At 69.5% G+C, this 24553-nt stretch carries 8 protein-coding genes and 1 riboswitch; of the genes, 7 read left to right on the top strand and 1 reads right to left on the bottom strand.

Annotated elements, in window-relative coordinates; translation table 11 throughout:
- Window positions 1–155: 155 nt before the first annotated feature.
- The 7 genes from ACFVIV_RS10965 (at window position 156) to ACFVIV_RS10935 (ending at window position 23775) form a co-directional block, all read left to right on the top strand.
- Window positions 156–17186, top strand: a complete 17031-nt coding sequence (locus ACFVIV_RS10965) for an amino acid adenylation domain-containing protein (protein ID WP_379194871.1) — start codon at window positions 156–158, stop codon at window positions 17184–17186.
- 18 nt (window positions 17187–17204) lie between these two features.
- Window positions 17205–17419: riboswitch (cobalamin riboswitch) on the top strand.
- Between the two features lie 30 nt (window positions 17420–17449).
- Entirely contained in the window at window positions 17450–18487 is a 1038-nt protein-coding gene (locus ACFVIV_RS10960) for an ABC transporter substrate-binding protein (protein WP_379194869.1), read from the top strand.
- Window positions 18484–19482 carry a FecCD family ABC transporter permease gene (locus tag ACFVIV_RS10955; RefSeq protein WP_379194867.1) on the top strand — a complete coding sequence of 333 codons (999 nt, stop codon included), beginning with the start codon at window positions 18484–18486 and terminating at the stop codon, window positions 19480–19482. Before ACFVIV_RS10960 ends, ACFVIV_RS10955 begins: the two co-directional genes overlap by 4 nt.
- 89 nt (window positions 19483–19571) lie before the next feature.
- Window positions 19572–20708, top strand: coding sequence for a FecCD family ABC transporter permease (locus ACFVIV_RS10950; protein ID WP_379194865.1), 1137 nt, complete (start codon window positions 19572–19574; stop codon window positions 20706–20708).
- Window positions 20705–21493, top strand: a complete 789-nt coding sequence (locus ACFVIV_RS10945) for an ABC transporter ATP-binding protein (protein ID WP_379194863.1) — start codon at window positions 20705–20707, stop codon at window positions 21491–21493. The genes ACFVIV_RS10950 and ACFVIV_RS10945 overlap by 4 nt, the downstream gene beginning before the upstream one ends.
- Window positions 21490–22122: a (2Fe-2S) ferredoxin domain-containing protein gene (locus tag ACFVIV_RS10940; RefSeq protein WP_379194861.1), complete on the top strand. Its 633-nt coding sequence runs from the start codon at window positions 21490–21492 to the stop codon at window positions 22120–22122. The genes ACFVIV_RS10945 and ACFVIV_RS10940 overlap by 4 nt, the downstream gene beginning before the upstream one ends.
- Before the next feature lie 102 nt (window positions 22123–22224).
- Window positions 22225–23775 (top strand): amino acid permease, encoded by a 1551-nt coding sequence (locus tag ACFVIV_RS10935; protein ID WP_379194859.1) that lies wholly within the window; start codon window positions 22225–22227, stop codon window positions 23773–23775.
- 9 nt (window positions 23776–23784) lie between these two features.
- Here ACFVIV_RS10935 and ACFVIV_RS10930 read toward each other — a convergent pair whose 3' ends face one another.
- Window positions 23785–24549 (bottom strand): 3-oxoacyl-ACP reductase, encoded by a 765-nt coding sequence (locus tag ACFVIV_RS10930; protein ID WP_379194857.1) that lies wholly within the window; start codon window positions 24547–24549, stop codon window positions 23785–23787.
- Between the last annotated feature and the right edge of the window lie 4 nt (window positions 24550–24553).

The raw sequence follows: 24553 nt of genomic DNA, 5'->3' as shown, positions 1-24553 counted from the left end.
CGCCACGGGACGGTCGAGCTCGTCGATTGCGGAACGCTCCACGGCTCGACTGAGAGGAACGCAAGACTCGGATGGATAGGGTTCGTCGTACCGTTCGAGGGAGATCTCGTCGGAGGTCGGGGGGCCTTCTCTTCGTTCAACTGCTGACCGCCGCGGTGGAGTCGGCGGCCGATTCGATTGCCATCAGCTATGAACCGACCGGTCTGTCGGTCGGGCGGCGCGAACTCCGCTACACCGAACTCGACGAGTCCTCGTCGCGCTTGGCGCGGGAACTGATCGACCGCGGCGTCGGACCCGGCGATGTGGTCGCCGTCGGCTTCACCCGCTCCGTCGAATCGGTGCTCGCGGTCTGGGCCATCGCCAAAACCGGTGCGGCGTATGTGCCCGTCGATCCGGGGCTGCCGCCGGAGCGGCGCGCGTACATCGTCGCCGATTCGGGGGCGATCCTCGGGCTCACCGATACCGCTCACCACGGTGAATTCGGCACCGGCATCGAATGGCTCGACCTCGCCGATCCGGCATTGCGCCAACGCGTCGCCGCCCGGCCCGCGCATCCGATCTCCTACGTCGACCGGGTCCGCGCGCTCACCGAACAGCATCCGGCCTATGTCATCTACACCTCCGGCTCCACCGGTCGCCCCAAGGGCGTCGCGGTGACCCATGCCGGTCTCGCGGCGCTGGTCGCGACCGCCCGCGACCGCTACGGCGTCGATGCCGCCGCCCGCATCCTGCACGTCTGCTCGCCGAACTTCGACGTCTCGGTGCTGGAACTGCTGCTGGCGTTCAGTTCCGGTGCGACGCTGGTGATTTCCCCGCCCACGGTGTTCGGCGGCGCCGAGCTCGCGGACCTGATCCGGCGCGAGCGGGTGACCCATGTGCTCATCACCCCGGCCGCGCTCGAGTCGGTGGATCCCGCCGGGCTCGCGGACCTGCGCGCGGTGGTCGTCGCCGGTGATGCGTTCGGGCCGGGGCTCGTCGACCGCTGGGCCGTGCCCGGGCGGGCCTTCTTCAATGCGTACGGTCCCACCGAGGCCACGATTCTCGCGACCAGCAGTACCGAGATGACCGCGGGGGAGCCGATCACCATCGGCTCCGCCCTCACCGGAATCGGTGCGGTCGTACTGGATTCGCGACTGCGCCCGGTTCCGGCGGGGGTCGTCGGGGAGCTCTACCTGTCCGGTCCCGCGCTGGCCCAGGGCTATCTGGGGCGGCCCGGCCTCACCGCGGAACGGTTCGTCGCGGGCGCCTTCTGCGGCGACGCGGGCACGCCCGGCACGCGCATGTACCGCACCGGAGATCTGGTGCGCCGCCGGATCGGTGACGGCGCCATCGAATACGTGGGCCGCTCGGACTTCCAGATGAAGATTCGCGGTTTCCGCATCGAACTCGGCGAGATCGACGCGGCGCTCGGCGCGCATCCGGATATCGAATACGCCGCCACCCTCGGGCGGACCGCGCCCTCGGGGGCGACCGTGCTGGTCGTATATGTGCTGCCGCGCAACGGCATAACGCTCGAGGCCGCCGCGCTCGCCCGGTTCGCGGGTGAATCGCTGCCCGGGCACATGGTGCCGTCCGCCTTCGTCGTGATCGACGCGATTCCGTTGACCCCCAATGGAAAACTGGATCGGCAGGCCCTGCCCGAGCCGGATTTCGAAGCGGACGCGTCGCGGGTGCCCGAAGGGCCGGTGGAGACCCGGCTCGCCGCATTGTTCACCGAGGTCCTCGGGGTGCGGGTCGGCGCGGACGATTCGTTCTTCGCCGCCGGCGGGGACAGCATTCTGTCCATACAGCTGGTGTCGCGCGCGCGTGCCGCGGGAATCGTGTTCACCCCCAAGGATGTTTTCGAGCATCGCACCGTCGCCGGGCTGGCGCGCGTCGCGGTGGCGGGCGCCGAACCGGTGCCGGGCCTGGCGGAGCTGCCCGGCGGCGGCGTCGGCGAGATCCCGTTGCCGCCGGTGCTGGCCGCGCACCTTGCGGGCGGCCGATCCTTCGCCCGATTCACCCAGCAACTGGTGCTCGCCCTGCCCGAGGGCATCGACCGGGCGGGCATTGTCGCCACCCTCGCCGCGGTGCTGGGCCACCACGACATGCTGCGGGCCCGACTGCGATTCGCCGACGGCCGCTGGGAGTTCCGGACCCTGCCGATCGGCGCGGGGATCGACGTGGACGCCCTGCTCGCGAAGGTCGACGCACCCGCCGGTGCGAGCGCCGACGAGCTGGCCGACATCGCGGATGCGGCAATGGATTCCGCTCTCGATACGCTCGATCCGGCGGACGCACGGATGCTCGCGTTCACCTGGCTGTCCCGCCCGGACGGCCGCGATGCGCTGATCATCGCCGCGAATCACCTTGTGATCGACGGTGTCTCGTGGCGCATCCTGGTCTCCGACCTGGTGACGGCCTGGGCGCAGCACGCCGCCGGGCATCCCATCGTGCTGCCCGAGGTCGGCACCTCGTTCCGGCGCTGGGCGCACGGCCTGACCGAGACGGCGCCCGGCCGCACCGGCGAACTGGACCACTGGCGGCGGACGCTCGCCGCCCCCGATCCGCTGCTGGGCGCGCGCCCCCTCGACCCGGCCGTCGACACCGTCGCGACCGTGCGGCAATTCAGCGTCTCCGTGCCGCCCGAGGTCACCCGCGCGGTGCTGACCGTGCTGCCGGCGCTGTACCGCGGCGGCGGCAATGACGGCCTGCTGGCCGCCCTCGCGCTGGCGGTGCGCGACTGGCGCGCCGAGCAGGGCATCGACGCCGCGGCGACCCGCATCCGGCTCGAAGGGCACGGCCGCGAGGAGCACGCCGTCCCCGGCGCCGACCTCAACCGCACCATCGGCTGGTTCACCACCATGTACCCGGTGGTGCTCGACCTGTCCGGCATCGACGCCGCGGCCGCCTGGGACGGCGGCGCGGCGACGGCGGCGGTCCTGAAGACGGTCAAGGAACAACTACTCGCGGTGCCGGACAACGGCATCGGCTTCGGCCTGCTGCGCCACCTGCACCCGGACACCGCGGGCGAGCTCGACGGCCCGCTCGGCCAGATCGGCTTCAACTACCTGGGCCGCATCGCGACCGGCGACGTCCCCGCGGCCATCGCGGACGGCAGCTGGCTGCCGACCGCCGCCTGGGGCGAACCCGCCGCCGCCCAGGACCCGGCCATGCCCGCGCCCGCCGTGATCGACATCAACGCCATCGTCACCGGCTCGGGCGACGAGGCACAGCTGACCGCGTCCTTCGCCTACGCCGCAGAGATTGTCGACGAGCCCGCCGCGCGCGAACTGGCCGACCGCTGGGTGGCCGCGCTGACCATGCTCGCCGACCACGCCGCCCATCCCGCCGCAGGCGGACTCACCCCCGCCGACGTCCCCCTGGTGCACGTCACCCAGGACGAACTCGACGCCTGGCACCGCGACCACCCGGGTCTGGCCGACATCCTGCCGCTGTCTCCGCTGCAGCTCGGATTGCTCTATCTGACACAGGTTTCCGGCGAGGAGTCCGACCCGTACCTCCTGCAATGGTCGATGGAGCTATCCGGCGCCCTCGACCTGGAGCGCCTGCACCGGGCCGCCCGGACCATGGTCGACCGCCACGCCATCCTGCGCACTGCCTTCGGCGCCACCACCGAGGGCGTCCCGGTCCAGATCGTCACCGCGGGCCTGGAGGTGCCCTGGCGAGTCATCGACACCCCCGACGCCGATCCGGCCGAACTGCGGGCCGCCGAACTCCGCCGCGGATTCGACCTCACTACCGCGCCCCTGCTGCGATTCACGGTGTACCGCACCGAATCCGGCCGCGCCCACCTGGTGCTGACCTCCCACCACCTGCTGCTGGACGGCTGGTCGATGCCGCTGCTCATGAAGGAGCTGCTGGTTTCCTATGCGGCCGACGGCGATTCACTCCTGCCGCGGGTCCGGCCCTACCGCGACTACATCGCCTGGCTGGCGCAGCGCGACCGGGAGCACACCCTCGCCACCTGGCGGGAGGCGCTGACCGGAGTGACCCCGACCCGGTTGGTGGCCGCCGTGGCCCCACCCGCGGAACCCGCTGCGGGCCACGGAGTGTGCACCGCAGTCCTCTCCGACAGCGAAACCGCGGCCCTCCTGGCCTTCGCCACCGCCACCGAGGTCACGGTCAATACGGTCGTCCAAGCGGCCTGGGCCCTCATTCTCGCTTCGTGTGCCGGTCACGACGACATCGTCTTCGGCGCGGTGGTCTCCGGCCGCCCGCCGCAATTGGACGGCGTCGACGACATGGTCGGCCTGTTCGCCAACACCATCCCCGTCCGGGTCCGCCTCGACGCCCAGGAATCAGTGCGCAAGCTACTGATCCGCCTACAGGCAGAACAAGTTTCGCTGCTCGACAGCCACCAGCTCGGCTTGGCCGAGATCCAGCGGGCCGCAGGATCCGGCGAATTGTTCGACTCCGTCCTGGCTTTCGAGTCCTACCCGGTCGACGCCGACGGCCTACGCCAAGCGCACGGCGCAATCGACGGCCTCGAGATCGCCGGCCTGGAAGCGGTCAACTTCACCCACTACCCGGTAGCCGTCGAGGTCGAACTCGGCGACCGCCTGCGCATCGCGGTCCAACACCGCCGCGATCTGGTCGACACCGCGAACGCACAAGCCCTGGCCAATCGATTGCACCTGCTGCTGGGCGAATTCGTCGCGACACCGGACCACACCCCGGCCGACCTGTACACGCTGCTCGACACGCACAACGACATCCTGGCGCAGGCCCGGTACTGGCGAGATACGCTGGCGGGCCTCCCCGACGAGTTGAACCTGCCCGCGGACCGCCCTCGAACCGGCGCGTCCACCCGTCTGGACCGTATCCTCTTCGAGCTCGGCCCAGATCTGCACGAGCGGCTGCGGCGCTTCGCCGACAGCCGCGAGACGTCGATCTTCACCGTCGCACACGCGGTCTTCGCGGTTCTGCTCGCCCGCCTGAGCGGCAGCGATGACATCGCGATCGGCACTCCGCCCCCCGCCGCCCCGACAACAGCCGAATCCGAGACGGTCGCCGATGAGTCCGGCACGGCCGCTTCCGGATCGCACTCAGCAGCGGTGGCGTCGAACATGCTGGTCCTGCGCATCGGTGTCCGGTGTGCGGACTCGTTCGACAGCCTGCTCTCGCAGGCGGAAGACGTCTGTCTCCAGGCGTTCGCGCGCACCGATGTGCCGATCGACGCGGTAGCGGACTTGCTGGAGGCGGATGGATCGCGGGACCGCCTGCCGCTCGTCCGGGCAATGGTCGTGGTCGGTGATCGGTCGGCCGCAGGTGAATCGATCGACCTGTCGCTGCGTATGTCGGAGGACGGCGGCCTCGCCGAATTCGGCTTCGCGGCAGAACTGTTCGACCGTCGCACGGTGGAGGTGTTCGCCGAGCGCTTTCTGCGCTTGCTCGCGGCAGCGATGGACCGGCCGGAGATCCCGGTCGGTGACCTGCCTTTGCTCGCCGCGGACGAACTTGCGTTGCTGACTCACGTGCCCGGCGACGAGGTCATGGCCACAGCACTGTTGCCGGAGCTGCTCACCCGGGGCGTGGGGCTCGGGCCGGAGCGCATCGCGGTGCGTTACGGCGACCGGTCCATCACCTACGGCGAACTCGACACGCGCAGTTCGCAGTTGGCGCGGGTGCTGGTCGACGGTGGCGTCGGCCCGGAGACGCTGGTCGCCGTGGCTCTCCCGCGCGGCTACGAGTTGGTGCTCGCGGTCCTGGCCATCGCCAAGGCGGGCGGCGCGCACGTGCCGATCGACCCGGGGTATCCGGCCGACCGGATCCGGCACATGGTGACCGATTCCGGTGTGGCGCTGGGCATCACCACCGCCGAGTACGCCGGTGGGCTGCCCGGCGGTCCGGAGTGGCTGCTACTCGGCGACGCCGAGACCGAACGCCGGTGCGATGCCCAGCCGGGCGGCCCGGTGACCGACGCGGAACGCCGTGCGCCGCTGCGCATGCACAATCCGGCCTACGTCATCTACACCTCCGGTTCGACCGGAATGCCCAAGGGCGTCACCGTCACTCACACCGGGCTGGGCGGTATGGTCGCCGATGCGCTGAGCCGTTACCGGCTGGAACCGCACCACCGGTTCCTGCACATCTGCTCGCCGAGCTTCGATCCGTCGGTCTTCGAATGGATGTGCGCGTTCTCCGTCGGCGCGACCCTGGTCATCGTGCCGCCATCGATTATCGGCGGGCCGGAGTTGACGGAACTGCTGCGCGCCGAGGCGGTCACGCATGCGCTCATCACGCCCGGTGTCCTCGGCACCATCGATCCCGCCGGGCTGGACGCTTTCGAGGCGCTGTTCGTCGGCGGCGATGTGATGACCCCCGATCTGCTGGCCCGCTGGGCTCCCGGGCGGCGCTACTACAACGCTTACGGTCCCACCGAGGCGACCATCATCTCGTCTTACGCGGAACTGACCGTGGGGCAGCGCATTACGATCGGTGTTCCGGTGGCGGGCATGGCGGCACTGGTGCTGGATGCCCGGCTGCGACCGGTTCCGCCGGGTGTGGCGGGTGAGCTGTATCTGACCGGCGGCAGCCTGGCTCGGGGCTACCGCAATCGGCCCGGGCTGACCTCCGAGCGGTTCGTTCCCGATCCGTGGGGTGCGCCGGGCGCGCGGATGTATCGCACCGGTGATGTGGTGCGCTGGTACGCGCCGCCGGAGCAGCGGGACGGCAATCACGCACGGGCGTCGGTGGATTGGCAGCTCGACTATGTGGGCCGCAGTGACGCACAGGTCAAGGTGCGCGGCTTCCGCGTCGAACTCGGTGAGATCGACGCGGCGCTGAACGGTTGTGCCGAGGTCGGATTCGCGATCACCCTGGGTCGGACGCTGCCGTCGGGGGCGACCGCGCTGGTGTCGTATGTGCAACCGGCGCCGGGGCACAGCGTCCATCCGGCGCGGCTCATCGAGTACGCGGCGGGAATCCTGCCCGCGCACATGGTGCCCGCGGCGATCGTCGCGGTCGACGAGATGCCGCTCACCTCGAACGGCAAGATCGACCGGAAGGCGTTGCCGGAGCCGGTTTTCGAGACGACCGCTACCCGTGCACCGCAGGGGCCGGTGGAATCGCGACTGGCCGAACTCTTCGCCCAGGTGCTCGGGCTCGCGACCGTCGGGGTGAACGATTCGTTCTTCGCGATCGGCGGCGACAGCATCATGTCGATCCAGCTGGTCTCCCGCGCCAAAGCGGCCGGGATCGTCTTCACCGCCCGCGATGTGTTCGAGCAGAAGACGGTGGCGGCCCTGGCCCGTGTCGCCGCGGTGGGCTCCGACGCGGCGCGCGTGGTCCTCGCCGAGCTGCCGGGCGGTGGTATCGGCGAAATCCCGCTGACACCGGTGCTTTCCGAGTTTCTCGCCGAGCGCCCGTCCGACCGTTTCGCCCAGACCATGGTGCTGGCGCTGCCCGAGGGCATCGACCGTGCCGGCTTGGTCGCCACGATCGGCGCGGCCATGGAACGGCACGAGGTGCTGGGTTCGCGCGTGTGGCGCGACGATGAGAGCTGGCGGTTCGAAGCCTTGCCGCACGAGGCGGTCGACACCGGCTCCCTGGTAACCGAGATTGATGTCGCGGCCGGTGCCGACGAGCGGGAGCTGAGCCGAATCGGCAGCGCCGCAATGGCTTCCGCTCTGGGTGCACTCGACCCGGCGGCGGGCCGCATGCTGTCCTTCGTCTGGCTGCGTCGCCCCGATGCCCGCGACGTCCTCGTCGTGGCCGCGCACCACTACGTCATCGACGGCGTGTCCTGGCGCATCCTGATTCCGGACCTGGCCCTGGCCTGGGCCCAACATGCCGCGGGACAGCCCATCGCCCTGCCGCCCGTCGGCACCTCGTTCCGGCGCTGGGCCCACGGGGTGTCCGAGGCGGCCGCCGGACGCGGCGGGGAGCTCGGCTACTGGCAGCGCGTGCTGGCCACTCCGGATCCGCTGCTGGGCGTGCGCGCCCTGGATCCTGCCGCCGACACCTACGCGACCTTGCGCTCCGTCACGGTTCAGATGCCGGTCGAGGTCACCGAGGCCCTGCTCTCCGCGCTGCCCGCCCGGTATCGCGGCGGCGTCAACGACGGCCTGCTCGCCGCTCTCGCACTGGCGGTACAGGTTTGGCGTGCGCGGCGGGGCATCGACACCCGGGTGACCCGAATCCGGCTGGAGGGCCACGGGCGCGAAGAAGACGCCGTCCCCGGCGCTGATCTCACGCGCACGCTCGGCTGGTTCACCAGCGTCTACCCGGTCGCCCTCGAGCTGCCGGATTCGGCGAGCGCCGAGGTCGCCCACTTGGATGCCGAAAGCCTGGCGCGCCTGCTGAAGTCGGTCAAGGAGCAACTACTCGCGGTGCCGGACAAGGGCATCGGATTCGGCATGCTGCGGCACCTCAACGCCGAGACCGCCGGCCGGCTCGCCGGGGACATCGGCCAGATCGGCTTCAACTATCTCGGCCGCACCATCACCGGTGCGTCCGCGGACCTGCCGGACCAAAGCTGGCTGCCCACAGCCGATCTGGGCGTACTCGAGATCGAGTACGACCCGAGCATGCCTGTCGGAGCGGTCATCGACATCAATGCGATCACCGCCGACACACCGGCCGGACCACAGCTGGAACTGAGCTTCGGCTACGCGAGCGAAATCCTCGACGAGGCGGCCGTGCGCGAACTGGCGGATGACTTCGCCACCGCGCTGACTATTTTCGCCGGTCACCTGAACGACCCCGCGGCGGGCGGCCTGACCCCCTCCGACGTGCCCCTGGTCCGCGTCTCCCAAACCGAGCTGGACCGCTGGCAGCGCACCTACCCGTCGCTCTCGGACGTCCTGCCGCTCTCGCCGCTACAGGATTCCCTGCGCGTGCTCATGGAACTGCTCGACGATTCGACCGAGGCCTACCTCATCCAAGCGGCGCTACAGCTGACCGGCGACCTGGACATCGACCGCCTGCGTAAGTCCGCCCGCATCATGCTCGACCGGCACGCGAACCTGCGCTCCGCCTTCGTGCCCGTGGCCGACGGCACCTCCGTGCAAGTGGTCGTGGACGACATCGAAGTCCCGCTGCGCCTCGTCGACGGCGTACCCGACTCCGATCTCCCCGAACTCCTGGCCGCCGAACAACGCACCGGCTTCGACCCGGCGGTGGCGCCGCTTCTCCGATTCACGGTGTACACCACCGACTCCGGGCACACCCACCTCGTCCTGACCGGCCACCACATTCTGCTCGACGGCTGGTCCATGCCGCTGCTGATGAAGGAACTGCTGGTCCTCTACGCAACCGGCGGCGACCCGGCGGTGCTCACCCCGGTGCGCCCCTACCGCGACTACCTGCGCTGGCTCACCCAGCAGGACCGCGACGCCGCCCACCGAGCCTGGTCCCACGTCCTGACGGATGTCACCCCCACCCTGCTCGCCCCCGAGCTGGCCTGGCCCGCCGCCACGGAAACCGGCTACGGCCGTTGCGAATTCGAGCTGTCCACCTCGGAAACCGCCGCACTCACGGCGTACGCCGCCACCGCCGAGGTCACCCCCAACACCCTCCTGCAAACCGCATGGGGCCTGGTCCTCGCCGCCGGCACCGGCCGTGACGACGTGGTCTTCGGCGCCACCATCTCCGGCCGCCCCGCCCAACTCGACGGCGTCGGCGAAATGATCGGCCTGTTCGTCGACGCCATCCCGGTGCGGGTGCGCTTCGAGCAGGACACCACCGCCCGATCCCTGATCAACAGTGTCCAGGCCGAACAAATCTCCCTCCTCGACCACCACCACCTGGGCCTCGGCGCCATCCAACGCCTGGTCGGCCAAGGCGAACTCTTCGACACCATGCTGGTCTTCGAGTCCTACCCCATCGACGCCGAAGGCCTCCAACAGGCCGGCGGCGCCCTCGGCGACCTCCATATCGACGCCCTCACCGGCGAAGACTTCACCCACTACCCGATCACCGTTCTGGTCTTCCTCAACGACCGCACCCTCGTCCAGGTCAAATACCGCCGTGACACGGTCGCCGCCACCACCGCCCAAGCCATCGCGAACCGCCTGCACCAGGCCCTCGCCGAACTCCTGGCCGCACCCACCCGCCCCGCCCGCGACATCGCCCGCACCCTCGACACCGAATCCGCCGACTCGATCACCCGAACCCGCTACTGGCGAACGGCATTGGCCGGCCTACCCGAGCGCCTACCCCTGCCCTCGGACCGACCGCACCCAGCCCAGCGCACAGAAGCGCGCGGCCACGTAGCCTTCTCGGTTCCGGAGCACGTCCAGCAAGGACTGCGCGAAGTCGCGAACACAGCGGGCGTCACCTGGGCCACAGTGATCCGCACCGCCCTCGCCGTCCTCCTCGCGCGACTCTCGGGCACCGACGACATCGCGATCGGCACCCCGGCAGAGGCCGAACACCCGTCCAACCGCGCCCCCCATCGATCCGGCGACAGCGCACCCCGCCCGTCCGGCGACAGCGCACCCCGCCCGTCCGGCGACAGCGCAACCCGCCCGTCCGGCGACAGCGCACCCCGCCCGTCCGGCGACAGCGCACCCCGCCCGTCCGATGGCGGTGCGCCTCGCCAGTCCGGTGACGATGTGTTCCCCGAATCCGGCGAAGGTGCGCGCCGCGAGTCCGATACCCGTGAGCGTCGCCAGTCCGGCGACGGTTCGCTCCGTCATTCCGGCGCGCTTTTGGCCGGAATCCACAAGCCTCGCCTCGATTCCGGACCGGAACACGCCGAGATGACGAGCGCGGTCCGGTCTCCGAGCCGTGCGCCCGAACTCGTATTGCGGACACAGGTGGCGGCCGACCACCCCTTCGCCGAGCTGCTTCCCGCAGCGTACGAGGCTGAGCGGCAAGGGTTTGCACACGCCGGAATTCCGCTCGACGAGCTGGCCGACCTGCTGGGCGTGCGCCGGACATCGGCGCGGCAATCGCTGTTCCAAGTCGCGCTGTCCTTCCAGAGCCCCCCGGCCGCGACCGGTGATCTGGCGCTGGCGGTCTCGACCGATAGCGCGTCCGCGCTCGTCCTCGGCGAGATCTCCTTCACCCGTGACCTTTTCGACGATGCGACGGTCGAAGCCCTCGCCCGGCGATTCGTGCGGGTGCTGACCGAGGTCGCCGAACGCCCGGCGACACTGGTTCGTGATATCGCCCTGCTGACAGCGGCGGAACACCACCGCTTGACCCGGATGGGCGGCGGGCTTCCGCTCGCCGTGGGTCTGCTGCCGGATTTGCTCACCAGGGGAGTGGATTTCGGCCGCGACCGCATTGCCGTCCGTGATGCCGGGCGCGGTTACACCTACGGGCAGCTCGACGCCGACTCCTCCCGCCTGGCCCGGGAGCTGATCGCGCGCGGTATCGGACCGGAAACCGTGGTGGCGCTGGCCATGCGCCGCTCCTATGCCATGATCACCGCCATCTGGGCGGTCGCCAAGACCGGAGCCGCCTACCTCCCGATCGACCCCGGCTATCCGGCGGACCGCGTGGCCTACCTGCTGTCCGATTCCGGTGCGGTGGTCGGGCTTACCGTCGCCGCGCACACGGCCACGCTGCCCGGCACCGCGCAGCTGGATGAGTTGCGGGATGCTGCACACACGCACGGGCCGCTGGGCGCTGGGCAGACGGACAGGTTGCCTGGCGCTGCGTCCATGAACGGGGTGCTGGGCGACGCGCAGACGGGCAGGCTGCCTGGCGCTGCGCCCATGGACGGGGCGCTGGGCGACGCGCAGACGGGCAGTTTGCCGGGTGCTGCGCCGACTGGCGGGCTGGTGGGCACCGCATGTACAGGCGGGCCTGCGCGGGCAGTGGATTGGCTGGTGCTCGATGACGCAGCCTTCCGCGCCGAATGGTCCGCGCGTCCGGCGGGTCCGGTGGCCGACTTCGATCGCCGTGCGCCCCTGCGCCTTTCGCACGCCGCGTACGTGATCTACACGTCCGGATCGACAGGTATGCCCAAGGGCGTCACTGTGACCCATGCGGGGCTCGGTGGCCTCGTCGGCTATTCGGCCGATCTGCTGCGCCTCGAGCCGGAATCCCGGATGCTGCACGTCTGTTCCCCGAGCTTCGACCAATCCATCGAGGAGATCGCTACTGCCGCCTACGCGGGCGCGACCTTGGTCATTGCCCCGCCGGAAATGCTGGGCGGCGAGGAGCTTCGCGACCTGTTGCGTGCGGAGCGGGTGACTCACACGATCATCACCCCGGCCTTGCTCGGCACCGTCGACCCGTCCGGTCTCGATGACCTGGCCGTGGTCTCCGCGGGCGGCGAGGCCACCTCGCCCGAGTTGCTGGCGGCGTGGCAGCCTGGTCGGCGATTCATCAACGGCTACGGCCCCACCGAGGCGACGATCGGTGCGACCTACACGACTCTGCGTGCGGGGCAGCGAGTGTCGATCGGGCGTCCGGTCCCCGGTGGATGGGCGGCGGTTCTCGACGACCGGTTGCGGCCGGTCGCGCCGGGTGTCGTGGGTGAGCTGTATCTGGCGGGACCGGCACTCGCGCGCGGCTATCACCGGCGGGCGGGTGCCACGGCGGAGCGGTTCATTGCCAACCCGTGGGGTGCGCCGGGGGAGCGCATGTATCGCACCGGTGACCTGGTGCGGTGGATCGGCGTGCCTGCCACCGGGCCGGTGGGTGGTGAACTGGAATACGTGGGACGCACCGATTTCCAGGTGAAGATCCGTGGTTTCCGGATCGAACTCGGTGAGATCGATGCCGTACTCGCGGCGCATCCGGAGGTCGACTATGCGGTGACCATCGGCCGTGAAAACGCCAACGGTGTCACCGTTCTGGTGTCGTATGTGGTGGGACGGGCACTCGATCCGGAAGAACTGATCCGCTGGGCCGCCCGTACGCTGCCTGCCCACATGGTGCCCGCGGCCGTGGTGGTGCTCGATGAGGTGCCGTTGACGGCGGTTGGCAAGCTCGACCGGAAAGCCCTTCCTGCACCGGAATTCGCCACGCGCCCGTACCGTGAGCCCGAGACCGTGACGGAGCGGACCGTGGCGGGTGTGCTCGCCGAAGTGCTCGGCCGCGAGCGTATCGGCGCCGATGACAATTTCTTCGAGCTCGGCGGCAATTCGCTGCTCGCGACCAGGGTCACCGCGCGCCTCGGCATGGCGATCGATGCCCAGGTGCCCGTGCGGACACTGTTCGCCGCGCCCACGGTCGCCGGTTTCGCACGTGAGATCGCGAAACTCACCGTTGACCGGAACCGGCCGGCATTGGTGGCAGGTGAACGGCCGCAGTACATTCCGCTGTCGCCCGCCCAGCAGCGCATGTGGTTCCTCAACAGGTTCGACACGGGATCGGCCGCGTACAACATCCCTGTCGCCCTGCGGCTCAGCGGAGCTCTGGATGTCGAAGCCATGCGGTTGGCGTTCGCCGATCTGATTGCGCGGCATGAGATTCTGCGCACCGTCTACCCGCAGGCCGAAACCGGTCCGGTGCAGGTGATCCTGCCATCCACGGATTCGGGCGTACCACGGCTCGAGGTGGGAGTTCTCGCGGCCGTCGATGTGGAACCAGCCGTGACGGCGCTGGCGTCGACGATCTTCGACGTCACTGCCGAGGTGCCGCTGCGCGCCGCACTCTGGCAGGTTGCCGACGACGAGTACGTCCTGGCCCTGGTCGTTCACCACATCTGCGGTGACGGCTACTCCGGTGGCCCGCTCACCCGAGACCTGGTGACCGCGTACGCTTCTCGCGCTCTCGGCCAGGCCCCGCAGTGGACGCCGCTGCCGGTGCAGTACGCCGACTACGCGCTCTGGCAGCGTGCCCTGCTCGGCAGCGAGGATCAGCCGGGTTCGATCGCGGCCGAGCAGATCGCCTACTGGCGGGACGCACTCGCCGATCTGCCGGATCAGCTGGAGCTGCCGCGGGATCGCCCGCGTCCGGCGGTGCAGTCCTTCGCGGGCGGTCGGGTGGAGGTGTGCATCGACGCCGCCACCCATGCCGCGCTGGCGGAACTGGCGCGCGCCCAGGGCGCGACGCTGTTCATGGTGGTGCACACCGCGTTCGCGGTGCTGCTGGCCCGTTTGTCGGGCACGGACGATATCGCCATCGGCACCCCGACCGCCGGTCGCGGTGCGGCCGAGCTGGACGATCTGATCGGCATGTTCGTCAACACCCTGGTGTTCCGCACCCGGGTGGACGCGCGTGCCGGATTCACGGAACTGCTTGCGCGGCAGCGCGATATCGATCTCCAGGCGTACGCGCACGCGGATGTGCCGTTCGAGCGGCTGGTCGAGGTGCTCAACCCGGTGCGCTCGACCGCGCGGCACCCACTGTTCCAGGTGGGGCTGTCGTTCCAGAACCTGGCCCCGGTCGGCATGGAACTGCCCGGACTCACGGTCAGCGGCCTCAACGCGGATCGGCAACTGTCGCAGTTCGACCTGCATCTCATCGTGGCCGACGGTTATGACGAGCAGGGAGCGCCGGCAGGCCTCGGCGGCTTCCTCACCTATGCCGCCGATCTCTTCGAGGAGTCCACGGTGCGGAATTTCGCGGACAGGTTCCTCCGCGTGCTGCGCGCCGTGATCAGCGATCCGCGACTACCGGTCGGCGCCATCGATGTGCTTGCGCCGCAGGAGCTTCAGCAGCTCGCGGCGTGGAACGACACCGAGCGTTTCCTGGGCTCGAATGCCGATGCCACCTTGGTGTCACTGCTGGACGCGACCGTTGCCGCCACCCCGGACGCGGTCGCGCTGGTGGCCGCCGATGGCACTCGCACCACGTACGCGGAACTCGACGCACAGGTCAACCGGCTCGCGCGCTACCTGATCGACCGCGGTGTCGGACCGGAATCGCGGGTGGCGCTGGCCATCCGGCGGTCCGTCAATCTGGTCGTCGCCATGTACGCGGTGAGCAGGGCCGGCGGCGCCTACGTGCCGGTCGACCCGGATCAGCCCGCGCAGCGCACCGACTACGTGCTGGAGACCACGGCGCCGGTCTGCGTATTGACCGATGCCGAAACCGATTTCGCGACCCTGCGCGGACCGGTGGTGCGCATGGATCTGCTGGACTTGTCCTCGCTGCCGACCGCAACGGTCACGGACGCCGACCGCCTTGCGCCCTTGCGGCCGGGGCACACGGCATACGTGATCTTCACGTCGGGTTCCACCGGCCGCCCCAAGGGCGTGGCGGTGACCCACCGCGCGATCGTCAACCAGCTGCTCTGGAAGACAACGGAATTCGGCCTGACGCCCGACGACGCCGTGCTGTTGAAGACGGCCGCGACCTTCGACCTGTCGGTGTGGGAATTCTGGTCGGCCGCGATCTGCGGCGGACGCCTGGTCATCGCCGCACCGGACGGCCATCGCGACCCGGCGTACCTGAACGCCTTGATGACCCGCGAGAGCGTGACCACCCTGCACACCGTCCCGTCGATGCTGGACGCCCTGCTCACCGGCCGGCTCCCGGATTCGCTGCGGCGGGTGCTCGCCATCGGCGAGGCGCTGCCCGCCGCCCTGGCCCGCCGGTTCGCCGCCGTCGCACCGCACATCGCGCTGTGCAACCTGTACGGCCCGACCGAGGCCGCGGTCTCGATCACCCGGCATCCGGTGACCGAACTCGCCGGTCCGTCCGTACCGATCGGCGCACCGGTGTGGAACAGCCGGGTCTACGTGCTGGATTCACACCTGCGGCCGGTGCCGCCGGGCGTCGCGGGCGAACTGTATCTGGCCGGCGACCAGCTCGCCCGCGGCTACTTCGGCCGCGCCGACCTCACCGCCGATCGATTCGTGGCCAACCCGTTCCGGCCCGGCGCGCGCATGTATCGCACCGGCGATCTGGCGGCCTGGACCGCCGACGGCGCGCTCGACTACCGCGGCCGCACCGACTTCCAGGTCAAGATCCGTGGCTTCCGCATCGAACTCGGCGAGATCGACGCGGTGCTCACCGCCCACGCCGACGTCAGCGTCGCGGTCACCGTGGGCCGCGAGAATCCCGCCGGGGCAACGGTTCTGGTGTCCTACGTGGCGGGGGAGCGGACGCTCGATCCGGACCGCCTGATCGAATGGGCCGCCCGGACCCTGCCCTCGCACATGGTTCCCGCCACGATCGTGGTCCTCGACCAGCTGCCGCTGACCCGGACCGGCAAGCTCGACCGTGCGGCCCTGCCCGCACCCGAGTTCGCGCCCCGCGCATACCGGGCGCCGGCGACAGCCCTCGAAACGACCGTGTGCGAGGTGTTCGCCGAAGTCCTGGGCCTCGATCGAATCGGCTTGGACGACAACTTCTTCGAACTCGGCGGCAACTCGCTCATCGCCACGAAGCTGGTGGCGCGCCTGAGTGCAGCCGTGGCCACGACCGTGCCGGTGATGTGGGTGTTCACCACGCCCACACCCGCCGGAATCGCGGGGACCCTCGGGCGGCCGGGCACCGACGACTCGGGATCCGAGGCGGCCTTCGGCATCCTGCTGCCCCTGCGTGCCCGCACCGAAAACAGCACGGCCGCACCGCTGTTCTGTATTCACCCCATCGCAGGCATCGCCTGGTCCTTCGCCGGGCTCGCCGCCCACCTGGATCAGGATCGCCCGATCTACGGACTCCAGTCACCCGCGCTGAGTTCGTCCGAGCCCCTGCCGGATTCGATCGAGGACTGGGCGCGCCTCTATGTGAAGCACATCCGGACGGTCCAGCCCGAAGGCCCTTACCACCTGCTCGGCTGGTCGCTCGGCGGCGTCCTCGCCCACGCCATGGCCGTCCAACTCCAGGACGAAGGAGAACAGGTGGCGCTGCTGGCCATGATGGACAGCCGTCTCCAGCAAGCCGATTCGACACCCGTCGCCGCACCCGAGGTGTCCATCCCGGAACTGCTCGGCGGGCTGCTCGGCGATCGAGCCGCCGAACTCGGCGTGGACGCCGTCCCGGACGTGACCGACCTGGCGGACAAGCTGAGCCGGCTGCCGGAACCGTTCTCGTCCTTCGGCTCCGAGCGGATCCAGCGCGTCGTGGACTCCGCCATAGCCTCGGCGGCCCGGAACGCGTCCTACCGCGCCCGCGCCTTCGACGGCGACCTCGTCTACTTCACCGCGGCCCGCGACGATCGCACCTGCTCGGTCAATGCCAAGACCTGGGTGGCGGCGGTGACCGGCACCGTGCACAACCATCCGGTGGCGTCGACCCACTGGCGGATGACCGCCGACGCACCACTCCGCCGCATCGCCGAGGTACTGCACGCTGTCCTGGCCGCCGCCCCGGTGCCGGTCTCGAGCTGAGGTGATGCCACGGAATCCAGGAATCCTCGACCGCTTGGTACAGTCCCCGAGCCGTGGTGTTCGGGAAGTCGGTGTGAAACCGGTGCGGCCCTCGCCACTGTGATCGGGAGCGGCTGATCGTCCCGGACGGAGATTTCCGTCCGGAGCCACTGGGGCACTCGTGCCCTGGGAAGGCAGATCGGCCGCGCGGCAACCCGTCAGCCAGGAGACCGGCCACGGCAGGCAGTACCACCCGTTCCACGAGGACCTGGAAGGCGGTCATCTTGACCACGTTTGTTTCCGCGCGCCTGCGTACCGGCGCGCTGATCGCCTGCGCGATCGCACTCACCGGTTGCGGCGCGCAATCCGGCCCCGCCGCCGACGGCGAATCCGTTGTCACCCGCGCCAATTGCGGAATCGATGTCACCGTGAGCGGACCGCCGCAGCGCATCTACGCGGCCTACCAACCGGCCATCGAGATCGCGCACGCCCTCGGCGTCACCGACCGGCTGGCCGGGACGGCCTTCCTGGATTCGGCCGTGCTGCCCGAATACCAGGACGCGCAGGCCCGCTCGCCGTATGTCGAGAAGCTGCCCAGCCGCGACGAAATGCTGGCGAAGAACCCGGATTTCGTGCTGTCTGGCTTCAATGGGGTGTTCGCGAAATCCGCGCAGAACAGCATCGGCGCCCGGGGGAGCCTGCACGAGCTGGGTGTGGACACCTGGATTCTGAGCCCGTTGTGCCCCAGCGCGGATGGGCTCGCCGATGAGGCCATCAACCCGGCCACCGTGCGGTTCGAGAACGTCTACTCGGATCTGCGGGACCTGGGTGCGCTGTGGGGTGCGGGCGATCGGGCCGAGCGGGTGGTCGCCGATCTGAGCGGCCGGATCGAAGCCGTGCGCGCGAAGGTCGCCGGGGCGAAGCGGCCTCGGGTGGCGGTGGTGACGCCCAAGGACGACGGGTCCTTCAGCGTGGCGAGCGGCATCGATTTCGTCACCCAGATCATCGAGGCCGCCGGCGGGGTCAACGTCTTCGGCGACCTCACCGAGAAGCGCAATATCTCCATCGGCGCGGAGAAACTCATCGAACGCGATCCGGACATCATCCTGACCAGCCTGTGCTGCGATGCGAAATACACGCGCGCCGATGCGCAACCGCAGGCCGACAAGATCAGCAACAACCCGGCGTTCGCCAATCTGACCGCCGTGCGCACGCGCGCCGTGCATCCATTCCTGTTCGCCGACCGCGCCGCCGGGGTACGGATCGCGCACTCCACCGAACTGGTCGCCGCGCTGATCCACCCCGATCTGTTCCAGCGGTGAATCGCGGGACTCGCAGCGCCGGGCTGATCCTCGCCGGCGCTGTGCTCGCGGCCGTCTGCGTGGCGTCCATCCTGATCGGATCGCATGCGCTCACGCTCGGCGAGGCGGTGCGGGCATTCACCGATTTCCAAGGGACGGACACGGACCGGATCGTGCGCTACATCCGGGTGCCGCGCACCGCCGCCGGGCTGCTCGCCGGGATCGCCCTCGCGCTGGCTGGAGCGGTTATGCAGGGCCTGACCCGAAATCCGCTGGCCGGACCGGGATTGCTCGGCATCAATGCCGGTGCGTCCCTGGCCGTCGTGGTCGCCATGGGCGCGCTGGGATTGAGTACCGCAACGGGTTTCGTCTGGTTCGCCTTCCTCGGCGCGGCCATTGCGGCGATCTCCGTGTATACGCTGGGCTCACTCGGATTCGGTGGCGCCACACCGGTGAAGCTGGCCTTGGCGGGTGCGGCGTTCACCGCGCTGTGCGGGTCCGTCACCACCGCGATCACACTGCTGGATCGGGCGAAATTCGAGAACTTCCGGTTTTGGGTGATCGGGTCGCTGACCCGATCCGACCTCGAAACCGTGCGGGGGACAACCCCTTTCGTTTTGGCCGGGGCGGTACTGACGCTTGTGGTGTCGCGGACGCTGAACACCATCGCCATTGGTGACGATATGGCCCGGACCCTCGGCACGCGCCTGGTCCGGGTCCGCGCCGCCGGAGCATTGAGTGTGGTGCTGCTGGCAGGTGCCGCGGTGGCCGTCGCCGGTCCGGTCGCGTTCATCGGCTTGGTGATTCCGCACATCGCGCGAGCCTTCGCCGGACACGACTACCGGTGGATTCTGGCCTGGTGCGTCGTGCTCGGTCCGACGCTGCTGCTGACCGCCGACATTCTCGGTCGCGTGGTCGCGCAACCGCAGGAGATCCAGGTCGGGATCATCACCGCGTTCGCGGGCTCGCCGTTCTTCCTCTACCTCGTGCGCAACCGGAAGGTGGCGACGCTATGAAGACCCCGCCTGATCGCGGTGACGGAAGCCCGCCCCTTCATCTCGGCACGCCGGCTCGTCATCTCGGCAGACCGGCTCGTCATCCCGGCATGCTTTTGGCCGGGATCTCCAACGGTGCTGTGGATTCCGGCCAGAAGCACGCCGGAATGACAGGGCGGACGCTGGGCGAGACGTCGCGCATGCTGCCTGCCGGGACTGTACTGCTGCGCTCACCCGGACGGCGGATCGTCGTGCGCGTCGACCGGCGCTCGGTGTTGATCACGACGGTGCTCACGGTCGCGGCGCTGGCGGTGGCGGCGTGGTCGCTGACCATCGGCCACTATCCGCTCACCGTCGGTGATGTGCTCCGAATCCTCGGTGGCGGAGGCACTCTCATCGAGTACGACGTGGTGGTATCCGATCGCCTGCCGCGGGTGCTGACCGGGTTGTGCACGGGGGCGGCCTTCGCCGTGTCGGGCGCGATCTTGCAGCGGATCGCGACGAATCCGCTGGTCAGTCCGGAGATCATCGGCATCAACGCGGGTGCGTCGCTGGGCGCGCTGACGGTGAGTGTGGTGCTCGGCGCGTCGGGCCTGTTTCTGGTCGCCGGTGCGATCGCTGGAGCCTTGGTGGCCATGGCGCTGATCGTCCTGGTCGCCACCAAGAATGGTCTCGACGGATACCGGCTCGTCCTGGTCGGCATCGGGGTGACTGCCATGCTGTCGTCCGCGATCTCGTTCGTGCTGAGCCGGGCCGATATCTATCAGGCCCACACCGTCGCCGCGTGGCTCACCGGCAGCCTGGCCAACCGGGATTGGCCGCACGTCTGGTTCGGCGTGGCGGCGCTGGCGCTGGTCCTGCCACCGCTCGTCGTGCTCGCGCGCTCGCTGCCGCTGCTCGAACTGGGCGACGAACTCGCGAGTTCCCTCGCCGGACGGCGCGGCCCGCACCGCGCCACTCTGATAGTGCTCGCCGCCGCGGCCGCGACCCTGGCCACCGCCGCGGCCGGTCCGATCGCCTTCGTCGCCCTGGTCGCCCCGCAGATCGCGCGGCGGCTGCTCGCCGAACGCGGCGCGGGACTCGCACCGGCCGCCGCCGCAGGCGCCCTGCTGGTGGTCACCGCCGATCTGGCCGCCCGGCGGCTGTTCCCGGCCGAACTCCCGGTCGGCGTGGTGACCGCCATTCTCGGCGCGCCCGTTCTCGTCTACCTCCTCGCCCGCGCAACCCGAATCGGACACGCTGGATGACCGCACATCTCACCACCACCGGCCTCGCACTCGCCTACGGCGACACCGCGATCGTCACCGATGCCACCGTCGATTTCCCGGCCGGGCAGCTCACCGTCATCGTCGGCCGCAATGGCTGCGGGAAGTCCACGCTGCTGCGCGGGCTGGCCCGGCTGGTGCCGCCGGCTTCCGGCGCGGTGCTGCTCGATGGGACCGATATCGCGAAGCAGCCCGCGCGCACGCTGGCGCGTCGCCTCGGCATGCTGCCGCAGCAGCCGCAGGCGCCCGACGGGATCACCGTCGCCGAACTCGTCGGCCGCGGGCGGCATCCGCATCAGCGGTGGTTCCGGCAATGGTCCGACGCGGACGAGGCCGCGGTGCGGCGCGCGCTGACGGCCACCGGCACCCTCGAACTCGCCGAGCGCACCGTCGATCAACTGTCCGGCGGGCAGCAGCAGCGGGTGTGGATCGCCCTCGCCATCGCCCAGGACCCGGAGGTCATGCTGCTCGACGAGCCGACCACCTTCCTCGATCTGGCGCATCAGCTCGATGTGCTGGAGGTGCTGCGAAACCTGTTGCCGCGCACCATTGTCGCGGTGCTGCACGATCTGAATCTGGCCGCCCGGTACGCCGATCACCTGATTGCGATGAAAGAGGGGCGGGTGGTCGCGCAGGGGACGCCCGCACAGATCGTGCGGCCCGAGGTGGTGGCCGAGGTCTTCGATCTCGACTGCGCCGTCATCGACGATCCGATCACCGGGACCCCGCTGGTCGTGCCCGCCGCGCGAACGGTGCGCACCGCATGAGCCGCCGCCATGTTCTCGTCGCCCGGCCCACGCCGTCGGGGGTCGATCTCACCGCCGTGGCCGCCCTGGCTCGCGCCTGCGGCATCGGTTACGCGCTGCTCGACCAGGGCGAACCGACGATTCACGACGTCCTCGACGAGGCCGCTGCCGCCGCGGTTCCGGTCACCCTGATCCCCTTGGCCGTGCCGCGCGACCGCTATCTCGAGACCTGGATCGCGCGCGCGGTGGCGAACTGGAGGGAGACTCGCAGCCGCGATCTCGAGGTGCGGATCACCGAAAGCATCGACAAGGCCGCCGAATTCGCCGATATCGTGCGAGCCCGGATGCGGGAGGAGGGCACGGCGGTCACCGCGAGCCCCCGCGCCTTCCGCAGCCCCGCCTGGTCGGAAATCCCCGAGCACACCGCGCACATCCTGGTCTGCCGTGGTCCGCGCTGCACGGTGTACGGCGCGGGGGAACTGCACCGCGGCTTGACTCGCGAGCACCCCGACGCCCTCGTGACTCCGACCGGCTGCCTCACCCCGTGCAATCTGGGACCGCTGTACATCACCTATCCCGGGGGCCAATGGCATTCGCATGCCGTGGCGCATCCCGGGGCCGACGCCGAGGTCTGCGATCGGGCGGTGTGAGGCAGCGAGATTCCGCGTTGGCCTGCGGTTGAGGAGAGATTACTTCACACTGATCTTCTGTCGAACGCTGTATGAGGGCGGCGTTTTCCCGCGGGAGTTAGTATGACCCAGGCCCAGCCCCAATCCGACGATGAACGCCGGCTCGCCGAGCTCGGCTATAAACAGGATCTGGCCCGATCATGGTCGGGATTCTCGAATTTCGCCATCAGTTTCACCATTGTGTCCATCCTGACCGGCGGCCTGGCCAGCTACGGTATCGGCCTGGCCAATGGCGGGCCCATCACCATGGCGTGGGGCTGGCCGCTGGTATCGATAATGGTGCTGTTCGTCGGGCTGGCAATGGCCGAATTGGCCTCGGCGTACCCGACTTCGGGCGGCCTGTACTGGTGGGCCTCGGAGTTGGGCGGGCCGATCTGGGGCTGGTTCACCGGATGGTTCAACCTCATCGGGCAGATCGCGGTCACGGCCGCCATCGATTACGGCGCCGCCATTTTCACCACGGTGGTGCTGAATGTCATCGGCATGGACATCGGAACCGACCGCACCGCAATCTTTTTGGTGTTCGCCGCCATTCTGGTGCTGCACGCGGTGCTGAACGCCATCGGGCCGCATCTGTCGGCGATGATCAACAATATTTCAGCCTGGTGGCATGTGGGCGGCGTGGCCATCTTCGTGGTGGTGCTCGGATTCGGGGCGGAGAACCATCAGAGCGTCGGGTTCGTGTTCACCGAGACCGTGGACAACAGCGCGGTCGGATTCGGCGGCGTGGCCTTCAGTTTCATGCTCGGGCTCCTGCACGCCCAGTACACCTTCACCGGCTACGACGCCTCGGCGCACATGTCGGAGGAGACGCACAATGCGGCGCGCATGGCGGCCAAGGGCATCGTCAACACCATCATCGTCTCGGCGGTGGCCGGCTACCTGCTGATCATGGCGGTGACCTTCGCCATCCCGAATCTCGACGATGCGCTCGATCCGGAGAAGAACCGCGGCTACCCGGTCATCTACATCCTGGAGAATTCGCTCAACTCGTTCTGGTCGGGCCTGCTGTTGATCATTGCCGCTGTCGCGCAATTGTTCTGCGGCTACGCCTCGGTCACCTCGGCCTCGCGGATGCTGTTCGCCTTCGCCCGGGACGGTGCGGTACCCGGATCGGCGCTGTGGTCCACACTGTCGGCGCGCCGGGTGCCGGTGAACGCGGTGCTGTTCATCTCGTTCTTCGCGTTCGTCCTGCTGATTCCGTCGATGCTGGTGCCCGCCGAGAAGGCCCCGACCGCCTACGCCGCCGCCACCTCGGTGGCCACCATCGGCCTCTATATCGCCTACGGCCTGCCCATCCTGCAGCGACAGCTGCACGGCAGTCGATTCCACACCGGCCCTTGGCAACTCGGCGGCTGGTATCGCCCGATCGGGATCATCGCCCTGGTGTGGATCGTGCTGATCAGCCTGCTGTTCATCCTGCCCATGGATGACCGCGGCTATCCGTGGAACGACGAATTCACCTGGACCGCGGTCAATTACGCCCCGATCACCCTGATCGGCGTGGTGGGCGCCATCGCCGTCTGGTGGTTCGCCTCGGCCCGGCGCTGGTTCACCGGGCCCAAGCGCAATGTCGGCGAACCGCCGGAGGCGCAAGCCTCCGTCGGCGCCTGAATCGGCCGGCTACAGCGGGGTCACGTAGGCGCCGGTGAGGCCGCCGTCGACCAGGAACTGCGAGGCGGTGATGAAGGAGGAATCGTCGCTGGCGAGAAAGGCCACGGCGGCGGCGATCTCCTCCGGTTCGGCGAACCGGCCGACGGGGATGTGCACGAGGCGGCGGGCGGCGCGCTCGGGATCCTTGGCGAACAGCTCCTGCAGCAACGGGGTGTTCACCGGTCCCGGGCACAGCGCGTTGACGCGAATGCCATTGCGGGCGAACTGCACTCCCAGCTCCCGGCTCATGGCGAGCACGCCGCCCTTGGAGGCGGTGTAGGAGATCTGCGAGGTGGCCGCGCCCATGACGGCGACGAAGGACGCGGTATTGATGACCGAGCCCTTGCCGCGCTCGAGCATGTGCTCGATGGCGTACTTGCTGCACAGATAGACCGAGGTCAGGTTCACCTCCTGCACGCGCCGCCAGGCGTCGATGCCGGTGGTGAGGATGGAATCGTCGTCCGGGGGCGAGATTCCGGCATTGTTGAAGGCGATGTCCAGCCCGCCGTAGGTGTCGACCGCGGTCTGGAACATGGCCTTGACCTGTTCCTCGTCGGTGACGTCGACCTTCACGTACAGGCCGCCGACCTCCGCCGCCGCGGCCTGGCCGGCGGTGGCGTCGATATCGGCGACAACGACTTTCGCCCCTTCCTGAGCGAACCGCCGGACCGTGGCGAGGCCGATGCCACTGCCGCCGCCGGTCACGACGGCGACTCGATCCTGTAAGCGCTGCAACGTA

Source organism: Nocardia sp. NPDC127526 (assembly GCF_042672265.1).
Lineage (GTDB): Bacteria > Actinomycetota > Actinomycetes > Mycobacteriales > Mycobacteriaceae > Nocardia.
The sequence above is the reverse complement of the archived record's forward strand: the minus strand, read 5'-3'. Positions and strand labels throughout refer to the sequence as shown.

What these genes read in the sequence shown, in the direction of transcription:
- ACFVIV_RS10950 (WP_379194865.1), top strand. Translation starts at nt 19,572, where the DNA reads ATGCTTTTGGCCGGGATCTCCAACGGTGCTGTGGATTCCGGCCAGAAG.
- ACFVIV_RS10945 (WP_379194863.1), top strand. Translation starts at nt 20,705, where the DNA reads ATGACCGCACATCTCACCACCACCGGCCTCGCACTCGCCTACGGCGAC.
- ACFVIV_RS10940 (WP_379194861.1), top strand. Translation starts at nt 21,490, where the DNA reads ATGAGCCGCCGCCATGTTCTCGTCGCCCGGCCCACGCCGTCGGGGGTC.
- ACFVIV_RS10935 (WP_379194859.1), top strand. Translation starts at nt 22,225, where the DNA reads ATGACCCAGGCCCAGCCCCAATCCGACGATGAACGCCGGCTCGCCGAG.